Annotated in this window: 21 protein-coding genes, 2 pseudogenes and 1 riboswitch; of the genes and pseudogenes, 17 read left to right on the top strand and 6 right to left on the bottom strand. The window is 37.7% G+C overall.

Features of this window, described 5'->3' with window-relative positions:
* Positions 1-478: 478 nt before the first annotated feature.
* On the top strand, positions 479-703 hold the full coding sequence (locus ACHUE4_RS06645) for a WGxxGxxG family protein (RefSeq protein ID WP_394188590.1): 225 nt from the start codon (positions 479-481) through the stop codon (positions 701-703).
* Positions 704-763: 60 nt separating this feature from the next.
* Entirely contained in the window at positions 764-1,603 is an 840-nt protein-coding gene (locus ACHUE4_RS06640; protein WP_394188589.1) for an MBL fold metallo-hydrolase, read from the top strand.
* A 21-nt stretch (positions 1,604-1,624) separates the two neighbouring features.
* Here the strand turns inward: ACHUE4_RS06640 and ACHUE4_RS06635 are convergent.
* A pseudogene (locus ACHUE4_RS06635) lies at positions 1,625-2,534 on the bottom strand (manganese catalase).
* A gap of 161 nt (positions 2,535-2,695) precedes the next feature.
* Positions 2,696-3,547 carry a hypothetical protein gene (locus tag ACHUE4_RS06630; protein ID WP_394188588.1) on the bottom strand — a complete coding sequence of 284 codons (852 nt, stop codon included), beginning with the start codon at positions 3,545-3,547 and terminating at the stop codon, positions 2,696-2,698.
* A 142-nt stretch (positions 3,548-3,689) separates the two neighbouring features.
* Between ACHUE4_RS06630 and pxpB the strand changes: the two genes are divergently transcribed.
* The 8 genes and pseudogenes from pxpB to ACHUE4_RS06590 all read left to right on the top strand — a co-directional run.
* On the top strand, positions 3,690-4,379 hold the full coding sequence (gene pxpB, locus ACHUE4_RS06625) for a 5-oxoprolinase subunit PxpB (protein WP_394188587.1): 690 nt from the start codon (positions 3,690-3,692) through the stop codon (positions 4,377-4,379).
* On the top strand, positions 4,366-5,133 hold the full coding sequence (locus ACHUE4_RS06620) for a 5-oxoprolinase subunit PxpA (protein ID WP_394188586.1): 768 nt from the start codon (positions 4,366-4,368) through the stop codon (positions 5,131-5,133). Before pxpB ends, ACHUE4_RS06620 begins: the two co-directional genes overlap by 14 nt.
* The gene (locus ACHUE4_RS06615; protein ID WP_394188585.1) at positions 5,130-5,972 is read left to right on the top strand and encodes a 5-oxoprolinase subunit C family protein; all 843 of its coding nucleotides are present in this window, start codon (positions 5,130-5,132) and stop codon (positions 5,970-5,972) included. Before ACHUE4_RS06620 ends, ACHUE4_RS06615 begins: the two co-directional genes overlap by 4 nt.
* 81 nt (positions 5,973-6,053) lie before the next feature.
* Complete coding sequence (locus tag ACHUE4_RS06610; protein WP_394188584.1) at positions 6,054-6,980, top strand: DMT family transporter; 927 nt, start codon at positions 6,054-6,056, stop codon at positions 6,978-6,980.
* A 44-nt stretch (positions 6,981-7,024) separates the two neighbouring features.
* Positions 7,025-7,450: a hypothetical protein gene (locus ACHUE4_RS06605; RefSeq protein WP_394188583.1), complete on the top strand. Its 426-nt coding sequence runs from the start codon at positions 7,025-7,027 to the stop codon at positions 7,448-7,450.
* 182 nt (positions 7,451-7,632) lie between these two features.
* Positions 7,633-8,151 carry a hypothetical protein gene (locus ACHUE4_RS06600; RefSeq protein ID WP_394188582.1) on the top strand — a complete coding sequence of 173 codons (519 nt, stop codon included), beginning with the start codon at positions 7,633-7,635 and terminating at the stop codon, positions 8,149-8,151.
* Positions 8,152-8,213: 62 nt separating this feature from the next.
* Positions 8,214-8,447 carry an ankyrin repeat domain-containing protein gene (locus ACHUE4_RS06595; protein ID WP_394188581.1) on the top strand — a complete coding sequence of 78 codons (234 nt, stop codon included), beginning with the start codon at positions 8,214-8,216 and terminating at the stop codon, positions 8,445-8,447.
* A gap of 10 nt (positions 8,448-8,457) precedes the next feature.
* Positions 8,458-8,724, top strand: a pseudogene (locus tag ACHUE4_RS06590) (ankyrin repeat domain-containing protein); the annotation flags it as partial.
* Between the two features lie 448 nt (positions 8,725-9,172).
* On the opposite strand, the gene ACHUE4_RS06585 reads toward ACHUE4_RS06590, so the two are convergent.
* Complete coding sequence (locus ACHUE4_RS06585; RefSeq protein WP_394188580.1) at positions 9,173-9,391, bottom strand: hypothetical protein; 219 nt, start codon at positions 9,389-9,391, stop codon at positions 9,173-9,175.
* Between the two features lie 198 nt (positions 9,392-9,589).
* Between ACHUE4_RS06585 and ACHUE4_RS06580 the strand changes: the two genes are divergently transcribed.
* The 3 genes from ACHUE4_RS06580 (at position 9,590) to ACHUE4_RS06570 (ending at position 14,228) form a co-directional block, all read left to right on the top strand.
* Complete coding sequence (locus ACHUE4_RS06580) at positions 9,590-10,753, top strand: aminotransferase class I/II-fold pyridoxal phosphate-dependent enzyme (RefSeq protein WP_394188579.1); 1,164 nt, start codon at positions 9,590-9,592, stop codon at positions 10,751-10,753.
* A 95-nt stretch (positions 10,754-10,848) separates the two neighbouring features.
* On the top strand, positions 10,849-12,480 hold the full coding sequence (locus tag ACHUE4_RS06575; protein ID WP_394188578.1) for a M20/M25/M40 family metallo-hydrolase: 1,632 nt from the start codon (positions 10,849-10,851) through the stop codon (positions 12,478-12,480).
* Positions 12,481-12,673: 193 nt separating this feature from the next.
* Positions 12,674-12,759: riboswitch (cyclic di-GMP riboswitch) on the top strand.
* A gap of 83 nt (positions 12,760-12,842) precedes the next feature.
* Positions 12,843-14,228, top strand: coding sequence for a DUF5667 domain-containing protein (locus ACHUE4_RS06570; protein ID WP_394188577.1), 1,386 nt, complete (start codon positions 12,843-12,845; stop codon positions 14,226-14,228).
* Positions 14,229-14,310: 82 nt separating this feature from the next.
* On the opposite strand, the gene ACHUE4_RS06565 is transcribed toward ACHUE4_RS06570, so the two are convergent.
* Positions 14,311-14,892: a hypothetical protein gene (locus tag ACHUE4_RS06565; protein ID WP_394188576.1), complete on the bottom strand. Its 582-nt coding sequence runs from the start codon at positions 14,890-14,892 to the stop codon at positions 14,311-14,313.
* Positions 14,893-15,452: 560 nt separating this feature from the next.
* Between ACHUE4_RS06565 and ACHUE4_RS06560 the strand changes: the two genes are divergently transcribed.
* The 4 genes from ACHUE4_RS06560 (at position 15,453) to ACHUE4_RS06545 (ending at position 19,863) form a co-directional block, all read left to right on the top strand.
* Positions 15,453-17,141 carry an S-layer homology domain-containing protein gene (locus tag ACHUE4_RS06560; RefSeq protein WP_394188575.1) on the top strand — a complete coding sequence of 563 codons (1,689 nt, stop codon included), beginning with the start codon at positions 15,453-15,455 and terminating at the stop codon, positions 17,139-17,141.
* Positions 17,142-17,293: 152 nt separating this feature from the next.
* Positions 17,294-17,755, top strand: a complete 462-nt coding sequence (locus ACHUE4_RS06555) for a VanZ family protein (RefSeq protein ID WP_394188574.1) — start codon at positions 17,294-17,296, stop codon at positions 17,753-17,755.
* Between the two features lie 97 nt (positions 17,756-17,852).
* Entirely contained in the window at positions 17,853-19,139 is a 1,287-nt protein-coding gene (locus tag ACHUE4_RS06550; RefSeq protein ID WP_394188573.1) for a nucleotide sugar dehydrogenase, read from the top strand.
* A 16-nt stretch (positions 19,140-19,155) separates the two neighbouring features.
* Positions 19,156-19,863, top strand: a complete 708-nt coding sequence (locus ACHUE4_RS06545; protein WP_394188572.1) for a WecB/TagA/CpsF family glycosyltransferase — start codon at positions 19,156-19,158, stop codon at positions 19,861-19,863.
* Positions 19,864-20,035: 172 nt separating this feature from the next.
* Here the strand turns inward: ACHUE4_RS06545 and ACHUE4_RS06540 are convergent, their stop codons facing one another.
* Entirely contained in the window at positions 20,036-20,929 is an 894-nt protein-coding gene (locus tag ACHUE4_RS06540; protein WP_394188571.1) for an accessory Sec system S-layer assembly protein, read from the bottom strand.
* On the bottom strand, positions 20,929-23,298 hold the full coding sequence (gene secA2, locus ACHUE4_RS06535; protein ID WP_394188570.1) for an accessory Sec system translocase SecA2: 2,370 nt from the start codon (positions 23,296-23,298) through the stop codon (positions 20,929-20,931). Before secA2 ends, ACHUE4_RS06540 begins: the two co-directional genes overlap by 1 nt.
* Between the last annotated feature and the right edge of the window lie 152 nt (positions 23,299-23,450).

Raw genomic sequence — 23,450 nt, 5'->3', positions numbered from 1 at the left:
ACAGGCACGTTTACTGTTATTGAAGCAATGTCATAGATTCTCCATTTCGCAGTGTCTATTCAAGGATTCATCGAGTCTATTTTTCATCTCGAGCCCTACATTCTAGACTTCACCGACCACATTCAAGGATTCGACCATTACATTCTAAAATTCACGTTTTCCAAACAATTCGACTTGCTCGTAATGGTGCAAGTTGGCGCATCCAATTGGCACGTTTACAGTGATAGAAGAAATGTCATAGATTCTCCATTTCACAAGGTGTATTCAAGGATTCATCAAGTGTATTCTCCATCTCTTGTACTACATTCTAGACTTCACCGACCCTATTCAAGGATTCGAACACCACATTCTAAAATTCATGTTTTCCATACAATTCGACTTGCTTGTAATGAAGTTCTAGTTAAATCATCTATACATAGTATGATTCCAAAATCTTCACTCATACTACATGTGATATGAAAAGAGGAGGAAGATTTAATTGTTAAAAAAAATCACAGCTTTTTTCTTGGTTATCGTATGTACATTTACCGTACTCGGAACTACAACTTTTGCTTCTCCTGATACAGGAAACGGTAATAATATCAATGAAAATGCCGCGGCAGGAACAGCAGCAGACGATGATGGAATGGACTGGGGATGGATTGGGTTAATTGGGTTGGCTGGACTAATGGGATTGAAGAGAAAAGACGATCGAAGAGATTAAATGATAATGCCTCCACTCTTATGAGAGGAGGCATTAATTTAATTAAAGGAGTGCGAGAACATGGATAAAAGTTCTTCTACAGAAAGATATATCCCTATGACGACCATCTCGAGTGGGAAAGGGATAGAAATTGCGCCAGATATTTATAGTTTCACGATTCAGTTTGTGAATGTTTGTTTTATTGGAACTGCTGAAAAGGGGTGGGTTTTAGTTGATGCAGGTACTCCAAAATCAGCTCGAAAAATTTTCGATGAAGCTGAAAAACGATTCGGTCATAATGCTAAGCCAGAAGCCATTATTTTAACACATGCCCATTTTGATCATATCGGGGCTATTTTTGAATTAATGGAAGAGTGGGACGTGCCGATTTATGGACATTCTCTAGAGCTGCCATATTTGACAGGTCAAAAAAATTATCCCATCCCCGACCGTTCAGTGGATAAAGGATTGATTGCTAAAATATCGCCATTATTCCCAATAGAAGCCATTGACTTAGGACATCGTGTACATGAATTGCCGAGTAATGGAACGGTACCACACATCGAAGGTTGGCGCTGGATCTATACTCCTGGTCATACGGAAGGACATGTGTCTTTATTTAGAGAAATAGATCGAGCATTAATAGTAGGTGATGCCTTTGTGACTGTAAATCAAGAGTCGTTATATGAAGTAATAACTCAAAAGTTAGAAATTCATGGGCCTCCCAAATACTTAACTCCAGATTGGGCAACTTCTTGGCAATCAGTGAAAACATTAGAAAATCTTCATCCCTTGTTAGCTGTTACAGGACATGGTCAACCTGTCTCTGGTGAATGGTTAAAAAATAACTTAGCTTACCTATCAAAAGAATTCGATAAAATAGCTATACCTAAGCAAGGTAATATGTTTAACAATTTATGAGGAAAACTAATTTATACGAATTTAACACAGATTTGGTGGAAGATTCGATGAAATATTTATTTGACCTGCTTTTAGAACCGATGGTGGAGTATCGAAGATATAGGGGGGTGCCGGTTTTAGTTTTGGTACACCGCCATAAGGAACGGGATATTCCACATAATTGAAAGTCCCTAAACAGTCCATACTTGGTCCATGTGCCCATCGCCCTTCTGCACTTTTATTGCCTTGTGAGTAATTGAACAAAGTATAGGCAACTTCTTGTTTTTCTAATTCTCGTGGGAATGTGCTTGGAACAACAACGTTTTCTTGAGCCTCTAGTTCTTTAATGGCTGCAATCCATTGATTCTGATGCATAGTGTCACGTGCAATTAGCCATGAGTGCATATCTTTAACGCTGCGATCATTGGTCATTTCGTATAAACGACAAACTTGTAGTCTTCCTTGTGATTCGGCAGTTAAATTCGACCTGAAATCAGCTAGTAAATATCCACTAGCTATGATAAAGCCAGAATTCCATTTATTTGCCCATACTATCAACTGGCATTGCACCAAGACCTGAAACAATCGCATGCTGGGGATTCATTCCGCCTAATATGGCTCCGATAATGGGGTCTTTTGCGGCTGTTTCCAAATCACCAACAGGTGAGCATTCTAAAAGTCTAGCAATCATAGTGGCCAACATTTCTATATTGGCCAACTCTTCAGCGCCTGTGTCCATTAATAAATCTTTGTATTTCCCATTTTCACGAACATTCCATCCTTGAAAAAGGTATTGAAGGGCAACAGTGATTTCGCCAAACTGTCCATCTAAAACTTCCTGAAGCTGTTTCGCAAATAAAGGATCGGGCCGTTCTGGTTTAGCATGGTATTGTAATTCTTTTACATGAAAAACACTGTATTTCCTCCGGACATTTAAAGTTGGTTTGCACAAATATTGTATTAATGAATCGTGTGGATTGTTACAATTTATTCATGCCTATATGGACACTGGACACTTAAACTATTTCATTTCCTATTCGTACAATGCTAACTTAATAATTTTCAAATTAAAACAGCCATTCCTGTTATGAAAATAGGAAAGCTGTTTGTCAATTATTTATATTTTTCAGGTATATCGTATGCAATTTCGCCAGTCTCAGTAAACCGAGCCAATAATCGACCATCTTTTACGATACGAACGATAATCGCATTAGCCGTTTTAGAAAGACTAAGATCTGATTCACTCGTAATGGTTTCTTCTGCAACAAACTCGATCTCCGAATCTTGTACCATCTGCTCATGAATGATAACTTCTTCTCGAGTTAATTGTAAGGGTTCTTTGTCCACATTTGTGCCTGCATATTCATCGATAACCCATTGACCATTTTCTTCTATCGCTGTGAGGTAAACATTATGGTTACTTTTATAGACAATTTCTTCTACAAGTTGAAAGGTTTTTATCTGTACTTTTTCAGGTGTGTTTTCGATTATTTCCATACGGGCATCCATATTGATATCAGGCAAGAATCCACCCTCGCCGCTAGCTTCATACATTGATTGAAGGAGTTGTGGCAATTGATTGTTCAACATGTTAGTCGATATAAGATCATGAATACTTTCAGGCAAGTTTTCCATCACTTTAGCTGTTTGTAATTCTGGACTATAAAACTCTTCTTCTGTAAATGTCAAAGTCCTGTGTGTATCAATAACCAATTGACGCATTTTCTCGAATTTATCCATAATTGTTCGAATTTCCGATACATCCAACGTTTCTTGAGGTTCTACAACTTCCACTTGTGTTTGATCGACCGTTTCAACATCTTCGATTTCTGTTTGATCCGTTTCAACAATTTCAACTTCTTGATTAACTGGTTCCTCAATTTTGGGCTGTTCTGACGCATTTTCTTCAGCACAGGCTGTTAAACATGCAATAGTAAGTAACAATAAACTAGTTTTCTTTAACATCCAATTCCTCCATATATTTGAAATTTACATTTATCGTAACCTATATACTTGATTAACTGCAATGAATGTCACGTAACTAAAGCGATAATGAAACTGAATGTTCAAATAATTTTCGGTATAATGGTTAAAAGGAGTGATGCGAGTGGAATCGTTTCATGTACATCAAACGGCTGAAAGAACTTTGCGCTATGCATTTGCTCCAAAGATTGATCCTGAAATTCACCGCCAAGTAATTCGTTTACAAAGTCTGGCGCTATTACGTCAAGATGTTCTCGAAGCGGTCCCTGGTTATCACACGCTGACTCTCTACATCAATCATGAACGAAACATTTCATCAGTTCAAAACCAAATCTTACAAGGCTGGAATAAAACCTTGAATCACATAGACTATGAAAGCAAGCTTCACTTAATACCAGTTTGCTATAACGGGGAAGATATAGAACAACTTGCTCACGCAAAAAAATTAACCGTACAACAAGTGATCGAAATTCATACGTCAGTCGAATACACCATCTATATGATTGGCTTTTTGCCTGGATTTCCGTATCTTGGCGGTCTCGATGAACGCTTGCATTTACCGAGACGAGAGGTACCGAGGAAGTCCGTGCCGAAAGGTTCTGTTGGAATCGGTGGTTCTCAAACTGGCATCTATCCGATTGAAAGTCCTGGTGGCTGGCACTTAATTGGACAAACTCCTATCGACATTTTCTCTGCAACATCATTAGAAAATCCATTTTTATTCCAAGCGGGGGACCGTATTCAATTTACCGAAATAACTCAAGATGAATATCGAAATTATTCCGGAGGTGGCGTCATTGATGAAGCGAATTGATTTGAATGCTGATGCTGGAGAAAGTTTTGGTGCGTACAAAATAGGCAATGACGAGGCACTATTTCCATTAATCAGTTCTGTGAACATTGCTTGTGGGTTTCATGGTGGCGATTTCAGTGTGATGCGACGCTCCGTTTTATTGGCAAAAGAACATGGCGTTTCGATTGGTGCGCATCCAAGCTATCCGGATCAACAAGGATTCGGCAGACGAGAAATCGCTTTAACGCCTGACGAAATCTATGACAGTCTCATCTATCAAATCGGTGCGCTACAAGCATTTTGTCACGTGGAAGGTGTCGAATTGTCGCATGTAAAACCTCATGGAGCACTTTATAACCGCGCAACCAAAGACCGCGAAGTGGCGAATGCAATTGCGAACGCTGTAAAAGATTTAGTACCAAATGGCATTCTCTATGGGCTCTCCGGTGGTCAATTAATTGAAGCTGGCCAGGAAGCAGGAATCAGAGTTGCACGCGAAGCTTTTGCAGACCGTGGCTACCAAGTCGATGGCTCATTAATGCCTCGAAACGAGCATTGCTCCGTGTTAAGAGATTCTTCGGTTGTGCTGAATCAAGTCAAACAAATTATTCTAGAAGGCCATGTCAAAACGGTTTCGGGAGAACGAGTTGCGATGGAAGCAGACACAATTTGTTTTCATGGTGACGGAGCGGGTGTCATAGAACTGTTAGGCGCAGTCCGGAATTTATTAACACGAGAAGGTATCTCGGTACAAAAGTTGGATCCAACGATATGAAACTTTTTGAAATTGTGAAACCTGGGATACAGACGACCATTCAAGACCACGGTCGTTTTGGCTACCGGGCGAATGGCGTGCCCATTTCAGGACCGATGGATCGTTTTGCATATACCATGTTGAACGATCTTTTGGGCAATAAACCTTCGAGCGCTGTACTCGAAGTGTGGCTTGGAGGGATTGAACTGACATGTCTGTCCGACTGTGAAATAGCTATTACCGGTGCGAAGGTGAACATACATTTTGATGGAGCGATTCAAGAAATGTGGAAAGTGATTCGAGTAAAAGCTGGTCAGATGGTCAAACTAGGGCAAGCAGAGGAAGGAATTATCGCATATCTAGGTATTCGCGGAGAGCTGGAAGTCGAAAAGTGGCTAGGCTCTGCGAGTGTTTATTCAAAAGGAAGAATGGGACGACCCTTTAAAAAGGGAGATTTTATCGAAGGATTACCTACTAGCGGTACTAATCAAGAACTAATCCAATTGAAACGACCTGTTTATTCACAAAAGCTGACTATAGAAATTTGGCCGAGTGTGCATAGGTTTTTATTCAAAAACGAGAATTTCGAAGGTACTTATAAACTAAAATCCGGTGACCGAATGGGATATTTATTCGAAGGTCCACCAATCGAATTCCATTCATCTGGAGATATTTTGTCTGAAGCTGTAGAACCTGGGACCATTCAAGTAAACAATAAAGGACAACTCATTGTTCTCATGGCGGACGCTCAAACAACCGGGGGCTATGCGACGCTCGGTAAAATTGTCGAGACTGATTTATGGAAAGTTGTACAGCTGCGACCTGGAGGAGAAATTCTGCTGAGGGACAGGCAAAAATAATCATTTACTTTAGTCCGATAAAGGATTAAGATATTCCTATTGTTTTTCGTTTTCCGAAAGAATAGGTGAGGTGCAATCCGGATGAATCAGTGGAAAATTTATGGCATACTCGTTTTTGTCATGTTCATATGGGGGTTCAACTTACCCGCAGTTAAATACTTAGTAGGTGAAGTTCAACCGGTCACGATGACCGCGTTTCGTATATTTGTCGCAAGCTTAACGGTGTTCGCGATTTTAGGCGTATTTAAACTCGTTCGAAAACCAACAACTCAAGAATGGAAATACATTGTGCTCGGAGCTATGCTGAATGTGGTCGGTCACCATTACTTCTTGTCGATTGGGTTAACACAAACAGCTGGATCGACAGCTGGCTTGATTTTAGGAACTGGGCCTGTATTAACGGCGGTCCTCGTTTCTTTATTATTACGTATCTATCCTTCGAAACTTCAGTGGCTCGGATTCGTCCTGGGTCTTGGTGGCGTGAGTGCGACCATTTTAGCAGGTGGAGAAGGGGCGGGTGGATTTTCACTTGGCGACATTTTCGTGTTTTTAGCAATTTTAACGCAAGTGTTCAGTTTTATTGTCATCAGTAAAGCTGCTAAAACGTTAGATCCACGCTTATTAACGGCGTATATGTTCCTGGTTGGATCGGTTGTGTTATTTTTAATCAGCCTTGTGCAGGAACCTGGTGAAATCGTCGAATTCTTTGACGTGCCACCGCTGTTTTGGTTAGCTTTCTTTGGGAGCGGAATGATCGGGACAGCCGTTGGGCACATGTTGTATAACTATTCTGTCGGTCAAGCAGGTCCATCAAAAGCGGCTATCTTTATCAACTTAAACACGCTATTTACACTAGTCGGATCTTCGGTTTTCTTAGGGGAAGACATCACGACACGACATATCTTCGGTTTAGTCCTTATTGTTGCAGGCGTAATTTTCGGATCCGGTGCAGCAGAAGACATGTGGAGAAAACGTAGAAATCGGTCGAAGAAACTCACGGAAGAATAACTTTTTTGAATAAACAGGATTGAAACTGAAAGGAAGGTTTCTAAATGAAGAAGTTTCTAATCGGAACAATCATTACTTTGATGATTTTAGCAGGACTCGGTTATGGTCTTTATATTTTTGGAACGAATACCGCTTCTGAAAAAATCGTCGATGACTACACTGCAAATTTAGAAGACAGCGGGCAAATGAATGAAGTAAGAACTATGATTGAAAGCGACCCAGAACTGTTAGCGATGATGGAGGAAGCAAAAGCCGCTGACCCAAGCACATTGCCATTCACCACAAAAGGTGAAGCCACTCGCGTATTGGTAAACAAACTTGGTGTATCTAAATTAAAAAATCTTCAAACCAAAGCCCAGTCAGGCGAAGCATCGAAGGAAGAAATTCTCCAAGTCTTGCAAGAAAATCTGACTGAAGAAGAAATGCTTGCGCTGCAAAAAATAGCCTATGAAGAAATATATAATCAGTAGCCACTCTTTTGTATAGTGGTTATTTTTTTATATTAAAGTAGGGGTTGGGGTTCAATGTTGTAAAATTTAAGAAAGCTTTTACATTTCTATCAAACTAAAAATAAGATTAGTGGAAGAACTGCTTACAGAACTTTATTTAACTGGGGTCTAATGGATGATTATTAGCGGGAGGAAATAAAAAAGTGGAAATCGAAATTTTAAATATAAGCAAGGACAATGAAGAAGTGAGATTAGGTATTAAAACAAATGAAATTCCTATTAATGTTATAGAGATAAATTTTGAGGATATTGAGGAGTACCGTGACATTTTTAAAGGAGTTATAAACATTCTCAGTGAATATTCAACGAGGTTAATTACAATCATATCTGAACCCGTTCCTTTGAAAATTCCCTTTCATTTTAAACAAACTGTTCTGAAGGGGAAAAAAATGATTCAAACTGATTGTATAGAACCCTCATTCAGTGATTTTCTTGCAAGCTATTTTTCCGAAAATGAGTATCGATTATCTAAAGACTTTCTTTGTATAGGTGAAGTCCAATCATGGGAATCAAGATCCATTTTTGAATTTACACATTTATCTTTTACTGAATTAAAGGGGTTATTTTCCTTTTCTGAAGACCAGAAAATTATTCAAGGCATTATATTTGAAGCTGAATTTAAAGCTAAATTTTTAACGAAATTAAAAGAGCTCAGCTCCTAACTGTCATTGTAAGTATTTTCACTTATGGCAAGAAATTTTATATTAATTAAGGGGACGATAAAATGAAAAAAAGAATAAGAATGAAACTCGCAAAGAGGTATAGAGGGGAATTGGTTTGGGCGATTTATTATGGTCAATTCGAAAAGGTGAAAAGAATAATCCGGTCTGGAATTGACGTAAATGAATCAGATGAAAATGGTGTTACAGCACTTAGATGGGCTACCCAGGAAGGACACCTTAATATCATTCAATTACTACTGTCCTCAGGAGCAAATATAAAATACAACAGACGATGATGGAACTTCGCCGCTATATCAAGCTGCCGCTGATGGAAATAAACAAATCGTGGACTATCTTCTAGATAACGGAGCGAATATTAATATAAAGAATACTGACGGAACCACTCCTTTGATGATTGCGAGTACTTACAACCAATTTGAAATCGTAAAGTTACTTGTTCAGAGATCGGCGGATATTAATGCAAAGGACAACGATGGTAATACTGCGATTTTCTATGCAGAGGAATATGGAAATGAAGAGGTTGTGACTTTTTTAAGAGATCAAGGTGCATAATATTAGTGTTGAGTAAAATAGACTGTTTATTATTTGGGATATTAAAAGATTTAAAATTTAAAACTAGCATACAATCAGTAAATTAATAATTTCGCTATGAGCTATATAAAGAATTTCCTCTGCTGATTGTAATGGAGGCGGCGTAAAAATACTGCTCCTGTATCGCTTCGCTAGCTTCGTCGCAAAGATTAAAGCCAAATTACATTTGGTTCTAATCTTTCCTGGGGGATTAGCAAGAACTTTAGACCCTGGACTGAGCAAAGCGAATGTTTTTGTATTTGCGACGAGTAAACGCAGGAGCAAGGGAAGCGGCTAAAGCTCTTGCCCCCCGGAAAGCGTCCGCAGCAATGAAAATCAGACGATTGTTAGCTTGAATTATTATTGAAATATTCTCCATTCTTGAACCATATAAAAAACCACTCCCCTAAGGAAGTGGCTAATCAACAATCTATCGATTCATACGTTCGGCGACCTTGTATGCATCATACATGCCCCAAATCCATACGATAGGGTAAGTGATGAATCCGATTAATACGAACATCAACGCTGCATTCACCATTTGAACCAGGATTAAAATAATACCTTTCACGATTTCACCATTATATATTTGCCCAACACCTGTCCAGAAAAAGCTTAAGACAGCTGCAATACCAGGGTTTCTTAACATCATAAATTCCTCCTTAAATCTCTCATACTTAGTATACGGATATCTTCAATAAAAGTTTCAATTAAATGATTTCCATATATCAAATTCCACTTAGCAAAACTCTTTATTTCAAATCAAAGACAACACTATACAAACAGTGCGGAAATGTTAACATAGAGTCAAAAGATTTCTTCATTTTATGAGAAGGGCTGAAGCCAGATGCCGATTACGATTAATGAGCGTGTGAAACAGATCTCCGTGTCGGGGATTCGTCAATTTTCCAACCAACTTGTGCATTACCCGGATGCTGTCAATTTAACGATTGGTCAACCCGATTTCCCAACACCAGAAAGTGTCAAGACTGCAGGAATGGCGGCCATTGCAAATGATATGACAGGCTACTCGCATAATGCGGGACTGATTGATTTACGAAATGCCGTCAGTCAATTTTTTTACGATAAATATAACTTTCATTACAATGCGGAAAACGAAATCATTATCACGATTGGTGCGAGTGAAGCAATCGACGCAACGTTCAGAGCCATATTGACTGAAGGCGATGAAGTGATTTTGCCAGCACCTATGTATACAGGGTACGAGCCGATTATTACATTGCTTGGAGCGAAAGTGGTTTATCTCGACACTTCTGACACAGATTTTCAGCCTTCTGCCGAGCGGTTAGCTTCATTAATTAATGAAAAAACGAAAGCGGTACTTTTTAACTTCCCGTCAAATCCAACGGGTGTAACGATTGAACCAGCACAAATGGATGCATTGGTAGACGTATTGAAACAACATGAAATCTTCATCTTAACGGATGAAATATATAGCGAAAACACATTCATTGGCGAACATCGTTCGTTTGCATCTTATAGCGAACTACGCGATCGACTATTTTTGATACACGGCTTGTCGAAATCCCATTCCATGACTGGATGGCGCATTGGTTTCTTACTCGGACCACAAGAATTTATGCAACACGTCATTAAAATTCACCAATACAACACAGTTTGCGCACCTTTGCCAAGTCAATACGGGGCAATTGAAGCTTTAACAAACGGACGCGATGTGCCAGCTGCTATGAATAAAGAATATATCGAACGACGAGAATATTTGTACGGTCGATTAATCGACATGGGCATTGAAGTCGTAAAACCAAATGGCGCCTTTTACATGTTTCCTTCTATTAAAAAGTTCGGCATGAGCTCATTTGACTTTGCCACGAAACTATTAAAAGAAGGCGGTCTAGCGTGCGTTCCTGGAAGTGCCTTCAGCAAATATGGAGAAGGTTATATGCGAATTTCCTACGCCTATTCGATGCCTGTCCTAATCGAAGGAATGAATAGACTCGAAGCGTTCATACAGAATCTGGATAATCAGTAAAATCAATAGATCGGTACCAGGTACACAAACAATCATGAATGTTTAAACAAACACGTTTGTTTGTGTACCTGGCACCAAAAAAAGGAGTCCTAGAAATGACAGAACTACTATGGTCGACACCGGAAGCCTTACGCTCGTTGCTTTGTGAAGTTGTGAGTTGGAAAAGTATGACGCATTCGGATGGAGAGCGGGAATTCCCACTTAAAGTTCAAGCGAAATTACATGGTGTGCCGTATTTTGCAGAAAATCCAGGAAATATCGAACTAACCGAAGCGGATCACGGACGTAAATTATTGACCGCTCTTTATAAACACCCGGATGCAAAAGAAACCGTCGTCTTGATTAGCCATTTCGACACGGTTAATACAGAAGAGTATGGTGACTTAGAAGCTCTTGCTTTTGAACCGGAAATGTTAACAAAAGCACTTCTTGATATTAAGGACGAGCTACCTGACGAGGCACGAGTAGACCTTGAGTCTGGCGATTATTTATTCGGTCGTGGAACGATGGACATGAAAATGGGACTAGTTATGCACATGGGGTTAATTGAAAAGGCAGCTGCAGAAAACTGGCCAATCAACTTAATTTTATTGACGGTACCAGATGAAGAAGTAAACAGTTCAGGTATGCGTGCAGCAGTGTTGAAACTAATCGATTTACGCAATGAACATGATCTAACATACAAATTGTTTTTAAATGGCGAACCTGTTTTCTCTCAAGAACCGGGTGATCCAAATTTCTATATTTACTCGGGAACAATCGGCAAAATCATGCCTTCAGCCCTGTTTTATGGCATGCAAACGCACGTCGGTGAACCTTTAAGTGGCATCACGGCGAACTATATTGCATCTTATTTAACACAACGTATGGAGTTCAATTCTTTATTCCAAGAAACGGTTCTTGGTGAAAAAACACCTTTGCCCGTTTCATTGCAACAACAAGACTTGAAAATGGAATACTCGACCCAAACGCCATATCGTGCGAAAGCACTTTACAATGTTTTTTTAATGAAGCGTAATGCAGCGGAAATCATGGATTTATTCCAGCAAGTAGCACAGGAATCCGCGGATGCTTGTAATAAAGATTATCAACGCATTTGCGAACGTGAAGGCGTTGAACCGGTTGGTGATATCCAAGTACTTCGCTACGAACAATTGATGGATCACGCAGAAAAGAAATTCGGTATGGATTATATCGACAGCGTCAAAGCGTTAGTCGGAGAAAACACAGAGTGGGACGACCGCGAAAAATCATTCCGCATCGTTGACACTCTGATGATCCAGTGCCAAGAACTCGCTCCAGCGATCGTGTTAATGTACACACCGCCATACTACCCAGCAGTGAACACGAGCGAAGATGAAGTAGTCGAAGCATGTGTGAAGTATGTAAAAGAAAAAGGCGACGCTGACTTCAATCTGCCGGTCGAACGCATGCACTATTTCAACGGAATTTCGGATCTTAGCTATGTAAACTACGAAGACATAACAGGCGGCTGGCAAGTGTTTGAAGCCAATACACCAGTATGGGGAGATTCCTATTCAATCCCGTTTGATGGAATGGCTGAACTACAAGCACCAATCCTAAATGTAGGACCGTTTGGCAAAGACGCTCACAAACGAACAGAGCGATTGCATATTCAAAGTGCCTTTGTCGAAGTGCCTGCACTCGTTGAAGGTATGGTTAAAGAAGTACTGGTTAATAGTGTGAAAGTAAAGAGCGATTATTAAATGAGAGTCACATGTCAGTTGGCTAAGCCTACTGACATGTTTTTTATTAATCTATAGAATTAGATTCTATTACCTCTATAAATGAAACTATTCACCTAATCTATTAATAGTCCAATTCACATGTGCAATATGATATCTAAAGTTGTATAATATTGCTAGATAAGAACTAACTTAGTAAAAGTAATTAGTTCTCATTTGAAAAAGGCAAATTCATCGAAAGGTGAAGACGCAAAGTTCCAGACCTAATACCGAAATGGTGATGGTGGCTGAACCGCTGAAGAATGATGAGTGTAAACTTGAATAAGTTTAATTCACAATTCTTCCTTGTTTTTCTATCACAATTAGAAAAGGGGAGTTTTTTTATGTCAATTTTTACTGGTAAAAGTTACAAATCACTACTAAGCGCCATGTTACTTGGAGGATTCGTTGTAAGTGCAGGAGTCAATCCGGCTTATGCAAATACAGACGAAAGCGTAGTTGAAAGCGAAACTGAAGACGTAATCGAAACTGAGGAGCCGTCATTGGTACCTGGAGATTTCTTTTATTTCCTTAAAACAATTCAAGAAAATTTACAATTAGCTTTTACTTTCAGTGATGAAAAAGAAGCTGAATTGTTAAACGCGTTTGTTGAAGAACGTATTTTAGAAGCGACTGCTTTATTTGAAAATGGTGAAGAAGAGTTGGCGAATGAAATTCTTCAACTTGCGATTGATCAACAAGAAGAAGCTATCGCTAAATTTAATGAATTAACAGAAGATGAAGCAACAGAAGATAGTACGACAGAACCAACTCCTAATGAAGAAGAGGGAACAACTGAAGAAGTTCCTACTGAAGAAGAAGGAACTACCGAAGAAGAAAATGCCGAAACCGATGAAACACCGGTGGATGAAGAATCTCCTGAATCTGATGAAGTCATAGTAGATGAACCTGCAACTGAAGAAACAGAAGAAGATTTAGCGCGTGCTGCATTGATCGAAAAATTCTCATCAAATTTATTAGCCCTACAAGCAGCATTAGAAAAAGTAGAAAATCCTAAAGCAAAAGAAGCATTAGCAAAAAATGTGCTAAAAGCGATTGAACGTCTAAACAAAAAAGTGGAGAAAAAATTAGCGAAATTAGCTAAAAAAGCAGCTGAAGAAGCTGAAGAAACTCCAGAAGAACCAGTAGAAGAACCTGCAACGGAAGATGAAGTTGTTAATGAAGAACCAGCTGAAACAGAAGAAGAGGTAGAAACAGAAACTGCTAATGAAGAATTAACAGACACGATAGAAGAAGACTCTGAATCTACCGTAGTACCAACTGTTGCCGCTGTTACTGCAGTTGCAAAAACAGTTGAACAAAAAACAACTGCGACTAAAGCAGAAACTAAAAAAGTAGATGCCGCTAAAAAAGCGGAAGAAGCAAAAGTGAAGGCTGAAGATAAGCGTCAAGAAGCTGCAAAGAAAGCTGAAGTAAAAGCTGCTGAAGCGAAAGAAAAAGCTGCACAAAAAGCAGAACAAGCAAAAGCAAAAGCTGAAGAAAAGCGTCAAAATGAAGCTAAAAAAGCGGAAGAAGCAAAAGCAATGGCTGAAGCGAAACGTCAAGAGACTATAAAGAAAGCTGAAGAGGCGAAAGAAAAAGCAAACCAGAAAGCTGCTGAAGCAAAAGAAAAAGAAGCTAAATCAAAACAAGAAGAAAAATCCGATTCACAAAAAGGCAAGAAAAATGAAGACAAATCTAATAAAGGCAAAAAGGATAAAGATGAGTAAGTTTTAATTTCAGTCTTCACTTATTTAGTTTGGCACCGCAGCAATATCGCGGTGCCAAATTTTTTTGTTTTCTTAAAATTTTTTAGGTTTTTAATTCACAATGATACACACTATTCCGCGTATTCCCCGTCTTAACATATCCAGATCTCTTCATAAAATATCGGATAATACTCGAAGTCGTTATGTTTGTAAATGCTTTTAACTCTCCATTAGTAATACTTGGACCCACAAGAAAGAACCAATCCGTCATAGCATCAGCAAATGGGTTGTCCGGGATATTCATACAATTAGGGCAATAATACATCCGTGAGGATTTTTCTAGTAAATGAAAGTGGCAATCTGAGCAAAACAAGCCCTTTTTTAAATCTTTTGTGCGTATAGAATATTGCTGACATAAGGGTTTGAGAGTAGAGGGGGGATTTTGTGACTGTAGAGTTGAAATTATTTCTTGCATTAAATCATTAGATAAAACCTGAGGTGGCTCTTCGTGTTTTCTCAATAAAATATTTTGAAACACTGCATTTGGATTAGTAAAACAAACACTACGTATTCCTTGATCAACACGTTCTTCTGCTCCAAGACGCATTGAATAGTTGTAAAGATCCTGACATACTTCCACGTATTTTGGATGGTTCTCTGGCAGTCGCTTTTTCAATCGACTCAAAGCATCAATACTGATTGGCCTGTGCCGTCTATAAAATATACAAAACATCTCCTTTTCATGAATCTACCAAATGGTTCACAAGTTTTCAAGCCTCTAAAAATTTTGATATTTACTGATAATCGTAATATATCATCCAGTTAATGGTAGGAAATAACTTTCTTCTAATATATTTTAGTAATAAAGCCATACAAATCAAATATTTAAAAGACATAAAAATACCATAGAGGTATATTGTTCAGTATCTTTAGAACCTATATTTACCCTAAAGAACTAGTTCTTTTAATTCATTGTTATTAATTGGTGTTAAAGATAGCTAAATACACTTTCATTAATTTTATTTCATATTTACCAAGTGTTTGACATCATTAAAACTACTTAATTGATAACGTGGCCTTGATGTTTTATGAATAAATTCATAAAATTCCAACACTATCATTTTCTCGGCTAGTTGGTTACCTATCCATATATTGGCTCATTTATTTCTATTGTAAAAATGTGCTACTATCAGAAAGCAAGATTAATAGGCTAATAAATAGCCGATATACAACGGAGGTTACATGATGACAAGATTTGCGAGTACATATCAAAAAACAATTAAAGCTGCTTTGGCAACAACAGTAGCATTAGGTGCTATGGGTTCAGTTGCACCACTATATACAAAGGCAGAGGCTGTCTCAACGCCATCATTCACAGATGTTAAAAACATTCCTAGTCACCATTTCTATGATGGTGTAATGAATTTAGCTTCTAGAGATGTTATTAAAGGATATGAAGATGGAACATTTAGACCTGGTCAAAACATTAGTCGTGAACATGCGGCAAAAATTATGGCACTTGCTTTAGGATTAGACACTGAAAATGTAGTAGATCCAGGGTTTAAAGATGTAGACGTAAATCATAAGTATTATAAATACATCGCTGCTCTTGTTGAAGCTGAAGTAATTAAAGGATACGAAGACCAAACATTTAGACCAACTGGAAATGTTTCACGTGCACACATGTCTCAAATGATCGTTCTTGGATTTGGATTTGATGAAATTGAACTGTCTAATCTACCATTCTCGGATGTAAATGATAAGCAATGGTTTGCTGATTTCATTCAAACTTTATATTCAAATGAAATTACAACTGGTACAACAACAACTACATTCAATCCTCAACAATTAGTTACTCGTGGCCAATTAGCTTCTTTCATTCACAGAAGTGAAATGGAAATTGGGGGAATTACAGCTGAAGATTTCGCAGCTCAAAGTAAAACGACTTTTACAGCTGGCGCTGCATTAACTGAAGGGAAAACACTTAGTGATGTGGATTCTCTAACAGCTGAGTGGTTTGATAAAGAAGGTAAAGTTATTGGTAAAGGAACGTTGACAGAAAAATTAGCAACTGAATTCCCAGATGCTACACAATTATCAATGCCTTTCAATGCTGAATTTAACTATGTAACAGACGGATATTGGACTGTTGTTGGATCATTTACTGGTGAGCCTACGAAAGTGAAATTCACTGTAACTTATAACAACGGTGAAGTAACTTCAGTTGAAAACACTAGAGCTTTATCTGGCGGGATTGAAGCACAAGATTTTGGACCACTTAACGAAACGGGTTACACAGCTGGAGCAAAATTCACTGAGTACCAAGCATTCAGTGACATAGCTGAGTTAACAGTTGAATGGTTTGACTTAAAGGGGAATTTAATCGGTAAAGGGTCTGCGAAAGATAAACTAATGCAAGACTTCCCGACTGCAACACTAGTGTCAATGCCATTCGATGTGAATTTTAATTATCTTTCTGATGGTTACTGGGCAGTTGAAGGAGATTTCACTGGCGAACCTACAAAAGTTGTGTTTACGACAACATTTGAAAATGGTAAACAAGTATCTGTAGAAAACACGAGAACAGCATCAGGTAATCTTATTGCTCAAGATTTCGGAGTTCAAAGTGAAAATGTATATTCAGCAGGAGCAGAATTAACTGAGGGTAAAACATTCGCTGATTTAGAAGTATTATCTGCAGAGTGGTTTGACAAAGATGGTATTTCTTTAGGTAAAGGTACAGCTACCGATAAATTATTTGAAGACTACCCAGAGGCTACTCAAGTATCAATGCCATTTGACGCTGCATTCGATTACGAAGCAGATGGTTACTGGGCTGTTGAAGGTGAATTTACCGGTGAACCAACTAAAGTGATCTTCTCAGCAACTTTCAAAAACTATAAAGAAGTGTCAGTAGAAAATACAAGAAACTAAATAGTAGCGGGAACAAAATAGAATCCAATTGCCAAGTACTTTATAGGTGGCAATTGGATTCTTTGCTTTTTGAATAAATAAAATGAACTTAAATAATTAAAGAATTGCCTTTCTACTCGAGCATCTCTCAATTTAATGGTAAGGTAAGCTATATGAAAAAATATTATTTATTTATTCTTATTGTAGTGATTCTTTTTATCTCTTCTAGTCAAACATCCGAACAGCAATCCTTAATATTTACTCTAAAAGAATGGTTTCCTGAAGAGCCTTTTAAGAGTTTGCTATCCAAATTATCCATTCCCTACTGGGGAACAACCGTATCGGTTGAAGAAAGAGGATACTATTCATTTGTCGAGTTTTTGATCCGAAAAGCGACTCATGTCATAACTTTTGAAATTCTAGCAGTAGCGACTTATATAATGACCAAAAAATACATTTCAGCATTCCTAATTACATTGCTAATTGCAGTGGTGGATGAGTATCATCAATCGATGACTGCAGGACGTACGGCTACAATACAAGATGTTTTTTTAGATGCATTCGGAGCATTTGTAGCCATCACCTTAATATTTTTAATCAATTATAGAAAGTCTAAAATCAGTCAAGAAAAATAGTCGAATACTAGAAATATTCTGTCATTTATTAAATCTAGGTGTCGAACCGTGCTTTATGCTATAATAAGCAAATGTTAAATTGAAAGGAAGTATCCGAATGGAAAAGAAAATATGTATAGTAGGACTTGGCTACATTGGGCTTCCAACAGCAGTTATGTTCGCTAATCACAATGTGCGTGTACATGGAGTAGACGTAAATGAAAAAGCAATTTCAATGATTCAACAAAAGCAACTACATATAGAAGAGAATGGCCTGCAAGAGCGATTAGAAAATGCGATTGATCAAGGTCTTTTAACAGTTTCTACTGAACCAGTAGAAGCTGACGTATTTATTATTGCTGTTCCTTCTCCGATTAACCCGGATAAAACGGCAAATCTTGAATATGTAAGAAAAGCGACTGCTAGTGTTGTTCCTTACCTACAAGAAGGCAATCTAGTTATTTTAGAATCAACAGTACCTCCAAAAACGGTTGAAGATGTTATGTTACCTGAAATCGTGAAATCAGGATTAATCATTGGAGAACAAGTATATGTCTCTCATTCCCCTGAACGCGTAATTCCAGGACGTATTTTTGAAGAACTGGTAAACAATGATCGTATTGTTGGTGGAGTTAATGAAATCTCAGCAATTAAAACGAAGGAGTTATACGAAGTGTTTGTTAAAGGTGAAATCCATTTAACAGATGCTACAACGGCTGAACTTGTAAAAGTAATGGAGAATACGTATCGCGATGTCAATATTGCCTTTGCAAATGAATTAGCAAAACTTGCTGAAAAAATCGATGTGAACATTTGGGAAGCGATTAAATTTGCGAATTTCCATCCTCGTGTGAATATTCATAGCCCAGGGCCAGGAGTGGGCGGACACTGTATAGCGGTAGACCCTTGGTTCTTAGTTGAATTAAGCCCAGAACATGCAGAGATCATTCACAAGTCACGTATGACGAATGATGGAATGCCAGCTTATACTGCGAAAAAAGCATGGTCTATTCTGGAAGCAAAAGGACAAACCAATGCCAAAGTGGCCGTTTTAGGTTTAGCGTTTAAAGGAAATGTCGATGATATGAGAGAAAGCCCTTCAACAGAAGTAATTCATGAACTTGAAGCCTTGGGATTACATGTAGTTTCTTATGATCCACACATTAAAGAAAATCAACACCCAACGCAAACTCAATATCTACATGAAGCGGCTAGTGAAGCTGATTTATTATTAGTATTAACAGATCATAATGAGTTTAAAGAAATGAATCCAACAAGTGTAATGGATGTAATGCATACAAAACACATTTTAGATACTAAAAACTGTATGAACCGAGAAGAGTGGTCAAAAGCTGGCTTTGCATTTTATGCACTAGGAGACTCGAAAAACAAACCAATGGAATAAGTGGTGATTAGAGATAATGAAAGAAAATATTTTAGGCATACATGTAAACACTGAAGGATACGCGGAATTACTTCCGCGTATTTTCTCGTATATTGAAAATAAAGAAAAAGCAATGATTGTTGCCATTAATCCAGAAAAAGTGATGAAAGCTTCACAGGATCAAGAGCTACACAATTTATTAAATCGTGCAGAATTCCAAATACCTGATGGAGTAGGAATATTAATTGCCTCAAAACTTCAAAAAGGGAAGATTAAACAAAGAGTAACTGGGATCGATTTAATGCTAAAGATTTGCGAGGAAGCGGCAGCACAAAAGAAATCAATCTTTTTATATGGAGCAAAACCTGGCGTTGCGCAAGAATCGAAAGAGGAACTTGAAAAACGTTATCCAAATATTAATATTTCCGGAATCATAGATGGTTATGAAAAAGATCAAATACTTATTCATCAAACCATCAATTCAGCTCAACCTGATATTCTATTTGTTGCAATGGGGTCACCTAGACAAGAGAAATGGATTGAAGCTAATCGAAATGATCTATACCCCTCTGTATATCAAGGGGTGGGGGGATCTTTTGATGTGTTGGCAGGTAATATCGAAAGAGCACCAGAGGCATTTCAAAAGGCAGGTCTTGAGTGGTTTTATCGACTTTTAAAGGAACCATCACGCATAAAGAGACAGATAGAATTACCTAAATTTTTGTGGAAAATTCTTAAAAAATAATTTTTTAACAATAGCATTTAACCGGTTGTTCTTTTAAATTATAAATGGTAAAATATTCTCGAATACATGAATTTCTCTAATTTCTATAGAAGAAACCGGTTGGTAGCCAAAAAAGTCCGAAGCATACGCTTCGGACTTTTTCCGTTGGTCGGAAGTTATCCGCCTACTCAATTTATTGTTGAATTTGTACTTTCCACTTACTTAAATCGATATTTTCTGATACGACCATTTCTCTAGGGAAGATGAAAGTCCAAGGTTTACTCGTGTTCGCTTTTACTGTTAATGGGGGTAATGTGAATCCTCCTCGCGCAACCTCTACTTTACTTGCATCAGTCACAACCAACGGAAGTTGTGATATTTCAATATTTTTCTCTTGTCCGTTACGTATCAAAATTGAAATAATCAGTTTCCCTTCTTCGTCTTGTTTTGCTTCTAGACCCATTAAGTTAATTTCATTTACTTTTGGTGGCGTTAATCCAGCAACCAATTGATGAAGTCGTTCTTTTTGATCCTCTGCTAATGAAGTTTCCCATTCCTCAGAGAGTTCTAATCGGTGAGGTGATGCTAATTTAAAGGCAACCGTCCAATCCGTTGTTTTAATTTGTTCAATAGGGACTTTAAAGGATTGTTGATTAAATGTCACGATCCATGGTCGTGCACTTTCCGCTGGTAATTGACCAACTTCAGCTAAATCAAAAGTTTGAGAAGCTTGTACTTGTCCTGCGCCATTCATAAGCAATAGCTCAGCCGAACCGAGTTGTACTTCTTTTTTAAGGGACTGTCTAAAGAAAACCTGAGCATGAACTTCACTTTCTTCAATTTTCAATTCAATTGGTGAGATGGATATTTGGTTTCTCTTTAATGGCGACAATTCATTTAATAGAAACTGAAAATAGTAACGATCTTCTGGTTGAATGGTTGCTTCAGGGTGAAAGGAAAGAGATGTACTAATAAGAACATCTTCCACCATTTCTGATTCTAAATCGAACTGTTCGACCGAAGCATTCGATTCCTTAGCAGTAGAATTTTGGATTGAATCTTTCTTTTTGAAAAAAGGAATCTTCATTATAAGTCCTCACCTTTCGTTTGATGATTGTAATGTGAAACGAGTTTTCCAATTTCAATTGCAATATCTCGTTCTATTAAATAACTCATTTGTTGAAAGAGAATAAGAGCTTCTCTTTCATATTGACGCATTGGATCTTCTTGAGCATAGCTACGCATGCCAATACCTTCTTTTAATCGTTCCATCGATTCCATGTGACGTAACCAATGAGTATCGACAACTTGAATTAAATACAACCGTAATTGATCTTTTTCCACGGCTTTTGCAAGTAATTCATTCACTTTAGGGAGGTATTCATTAAATATCGGTTGAATTTCTTCAATGATTTGAGCTTCTTCAGTTACGAATTCCCATGTTGGAATCGTCTCAGTAGGCATATATTTTTGTAAATTAATAGATAATAAAGCTAAATCAGTTAGTTGAACTTCAGCGTCTTGGTCAAACAATCTTTCAATTTCATGATAAGGTAAATCTCGTAAGAATCGAATAAATGTCTCTTCTATCTGTTCTCCGAACAATAGTTGATCACGGATCCCATAAATCGTTTGTCTTTGTTCATTGAGAATATTATCAAGTTTTAAATTATATTCACGCATTCCATACATAGACCCTTCACAAATTCGTTGTGTTCGAGAGACAAATTCAGACGCAGATTTTTGAGTAATAATTCCCTTTTTATCAGCTTTAATTTTTTTCTTCAACTTGTCTAATTCTTCTTCGGCAAAACGTTGTAACATATCATCTTCGATGGAAATGTAAAACTGGGTGATACCAGGATCACCTTGACGCCCAGAACGACCTTTTAATTGGTTATCAATTCGTCTAGATTCATGACGTTCCGTTCCTAATACAAATAGTCCGCCTAATTCAGCAACACCCTCACCTAGTAAGATATCCGTTCCACGACCAGCCATATTCGTAGCAACCGTAATCGCGTTCTTTTGGCCGGCTAATGAGATGAGAGAAATTTCTTGTTGAATTGTTTTCGCGTTCAATAATTCGAATTGCAATTTTTCTTTTGAAAGGAAGTCCGCTACTTTTTCAGATTGCAATATAGACGTAGTTCCAATCAATACAGGTTGTCCTGTTGCATGAATCTCTTTTACTTTTTCGGCCACAGCAAAATATTTAGCGTCTACCGTATCAAATATGACATCATCTAAGTCTTTCCGTATAACAGGTTTATTGGTTGGGATCTGTGTTACTTCCATAGAGTACAATTCATTAAATTCTTTTTCTTCGTTTTTAGCAGTTCCTGTCATCCCGCCAATTTTCGGATACATGCGGAAATAATTTTGAATCGTAATTGATGCTTGTGTTTTGTTTTCTTCTGTAACGACTAAGCCTTCTTTCGCTTCGATTGCTTGATGTAATCCGTTACTTAACGTTCTTCCTTCCATCGGTCGACCAGTAAACATGTCAATCAACATCACTTTACCTTCTTTGACGATGTAATCGACATCTTTTATGAACATGACTCTTGCACGTAAGGATTGAATCATATAATGATAAAGTGTTTGATGTTCCAGGTCGTACAGGTTGTCCACAGAGAAGTAACGCTCAATTTTTTCGATTCCTTCTTCTGTATAACTAACGGATTTCGTATGCAAGTCAAACGTATAATCATGATTGCCTTTAAATGATTTAGAAAGTTTTGCACACAAATGACTTAAGTTCGGGTGAACATCCGTTTTACCAGCAATGATTAAAGGGGTTTTTGCTTCATCGATCAATACACTGTCCACTTCATCAACTAAAGCAAAATAAAATGGTCGTTGAACACGCATCGAAGCTTCAAATGCCATGTTATCTCGTAAATAATCAAATCCGAATTCAGCACCTAATCCATACGTTATATCAGCAGCATAAGCAGCTTTTTTATCATTAGGATCCATCATAGGTAAATTCAAACCTACAGACAAACCAAGAAATTCATGAATTTGACCGATTTGTTCTTTATCTCGCTTTGCTAAGTACTCATTAACCGTAATAACATGAACGCCTTTTCCGGTTAAGCCATGTAAATAAGAAGGAAGGGACGCTACTAATGTTTTACCTTCACCAGTAGGCATCTCGGAAATATTTCCTTCAGAGAGAACAAGACCTCCGATTAGTTGAACATCAAAGTGACGCATACCTAGAATTCTTTTAGAAGCCTCTCGTACGAGAGCGAATGCTTCAGTACGAATATTCATTAAGTCTTCGCCTAGTAATAAACGTTCTTTAAATATTGTCGTTTGGTTTTTAAGTTCTTCATTTGAAAGAGATTCATATGAGGATTCTAATTTGTTTATAGCCGAAACTTCTTTATAGAAGTTTCGTAATTTACGAGAGTCAGCAGAAAATATTTTTTTTATAGGAATAGACATCGATTTTTAGCTCCTTAGTAATTACTTATACAACTTAACATTATACCATATATATAAAAGAGGTAATATTAACCTGTTTTATATCAGTGGAAACTTCAAAACGTAAAGCAAATGACATATTTATTATGTAATTGACTAAAAAATGTTGAAAT

The organism is Paenisporosarcina quisquiliarum, assembly GCF_043641925.1.
Lineage (GTDB): Bacteria > Bacillota > Bacilli > Bacillales_A > Planococcaceae > Paenisporosarcina > Paenisporosarcina quisquiliarum_A.
Note: the sequence above shows the minus strand (reverse complement) of the source record. Positions and strands in the feature narration are given on the sequence as shown.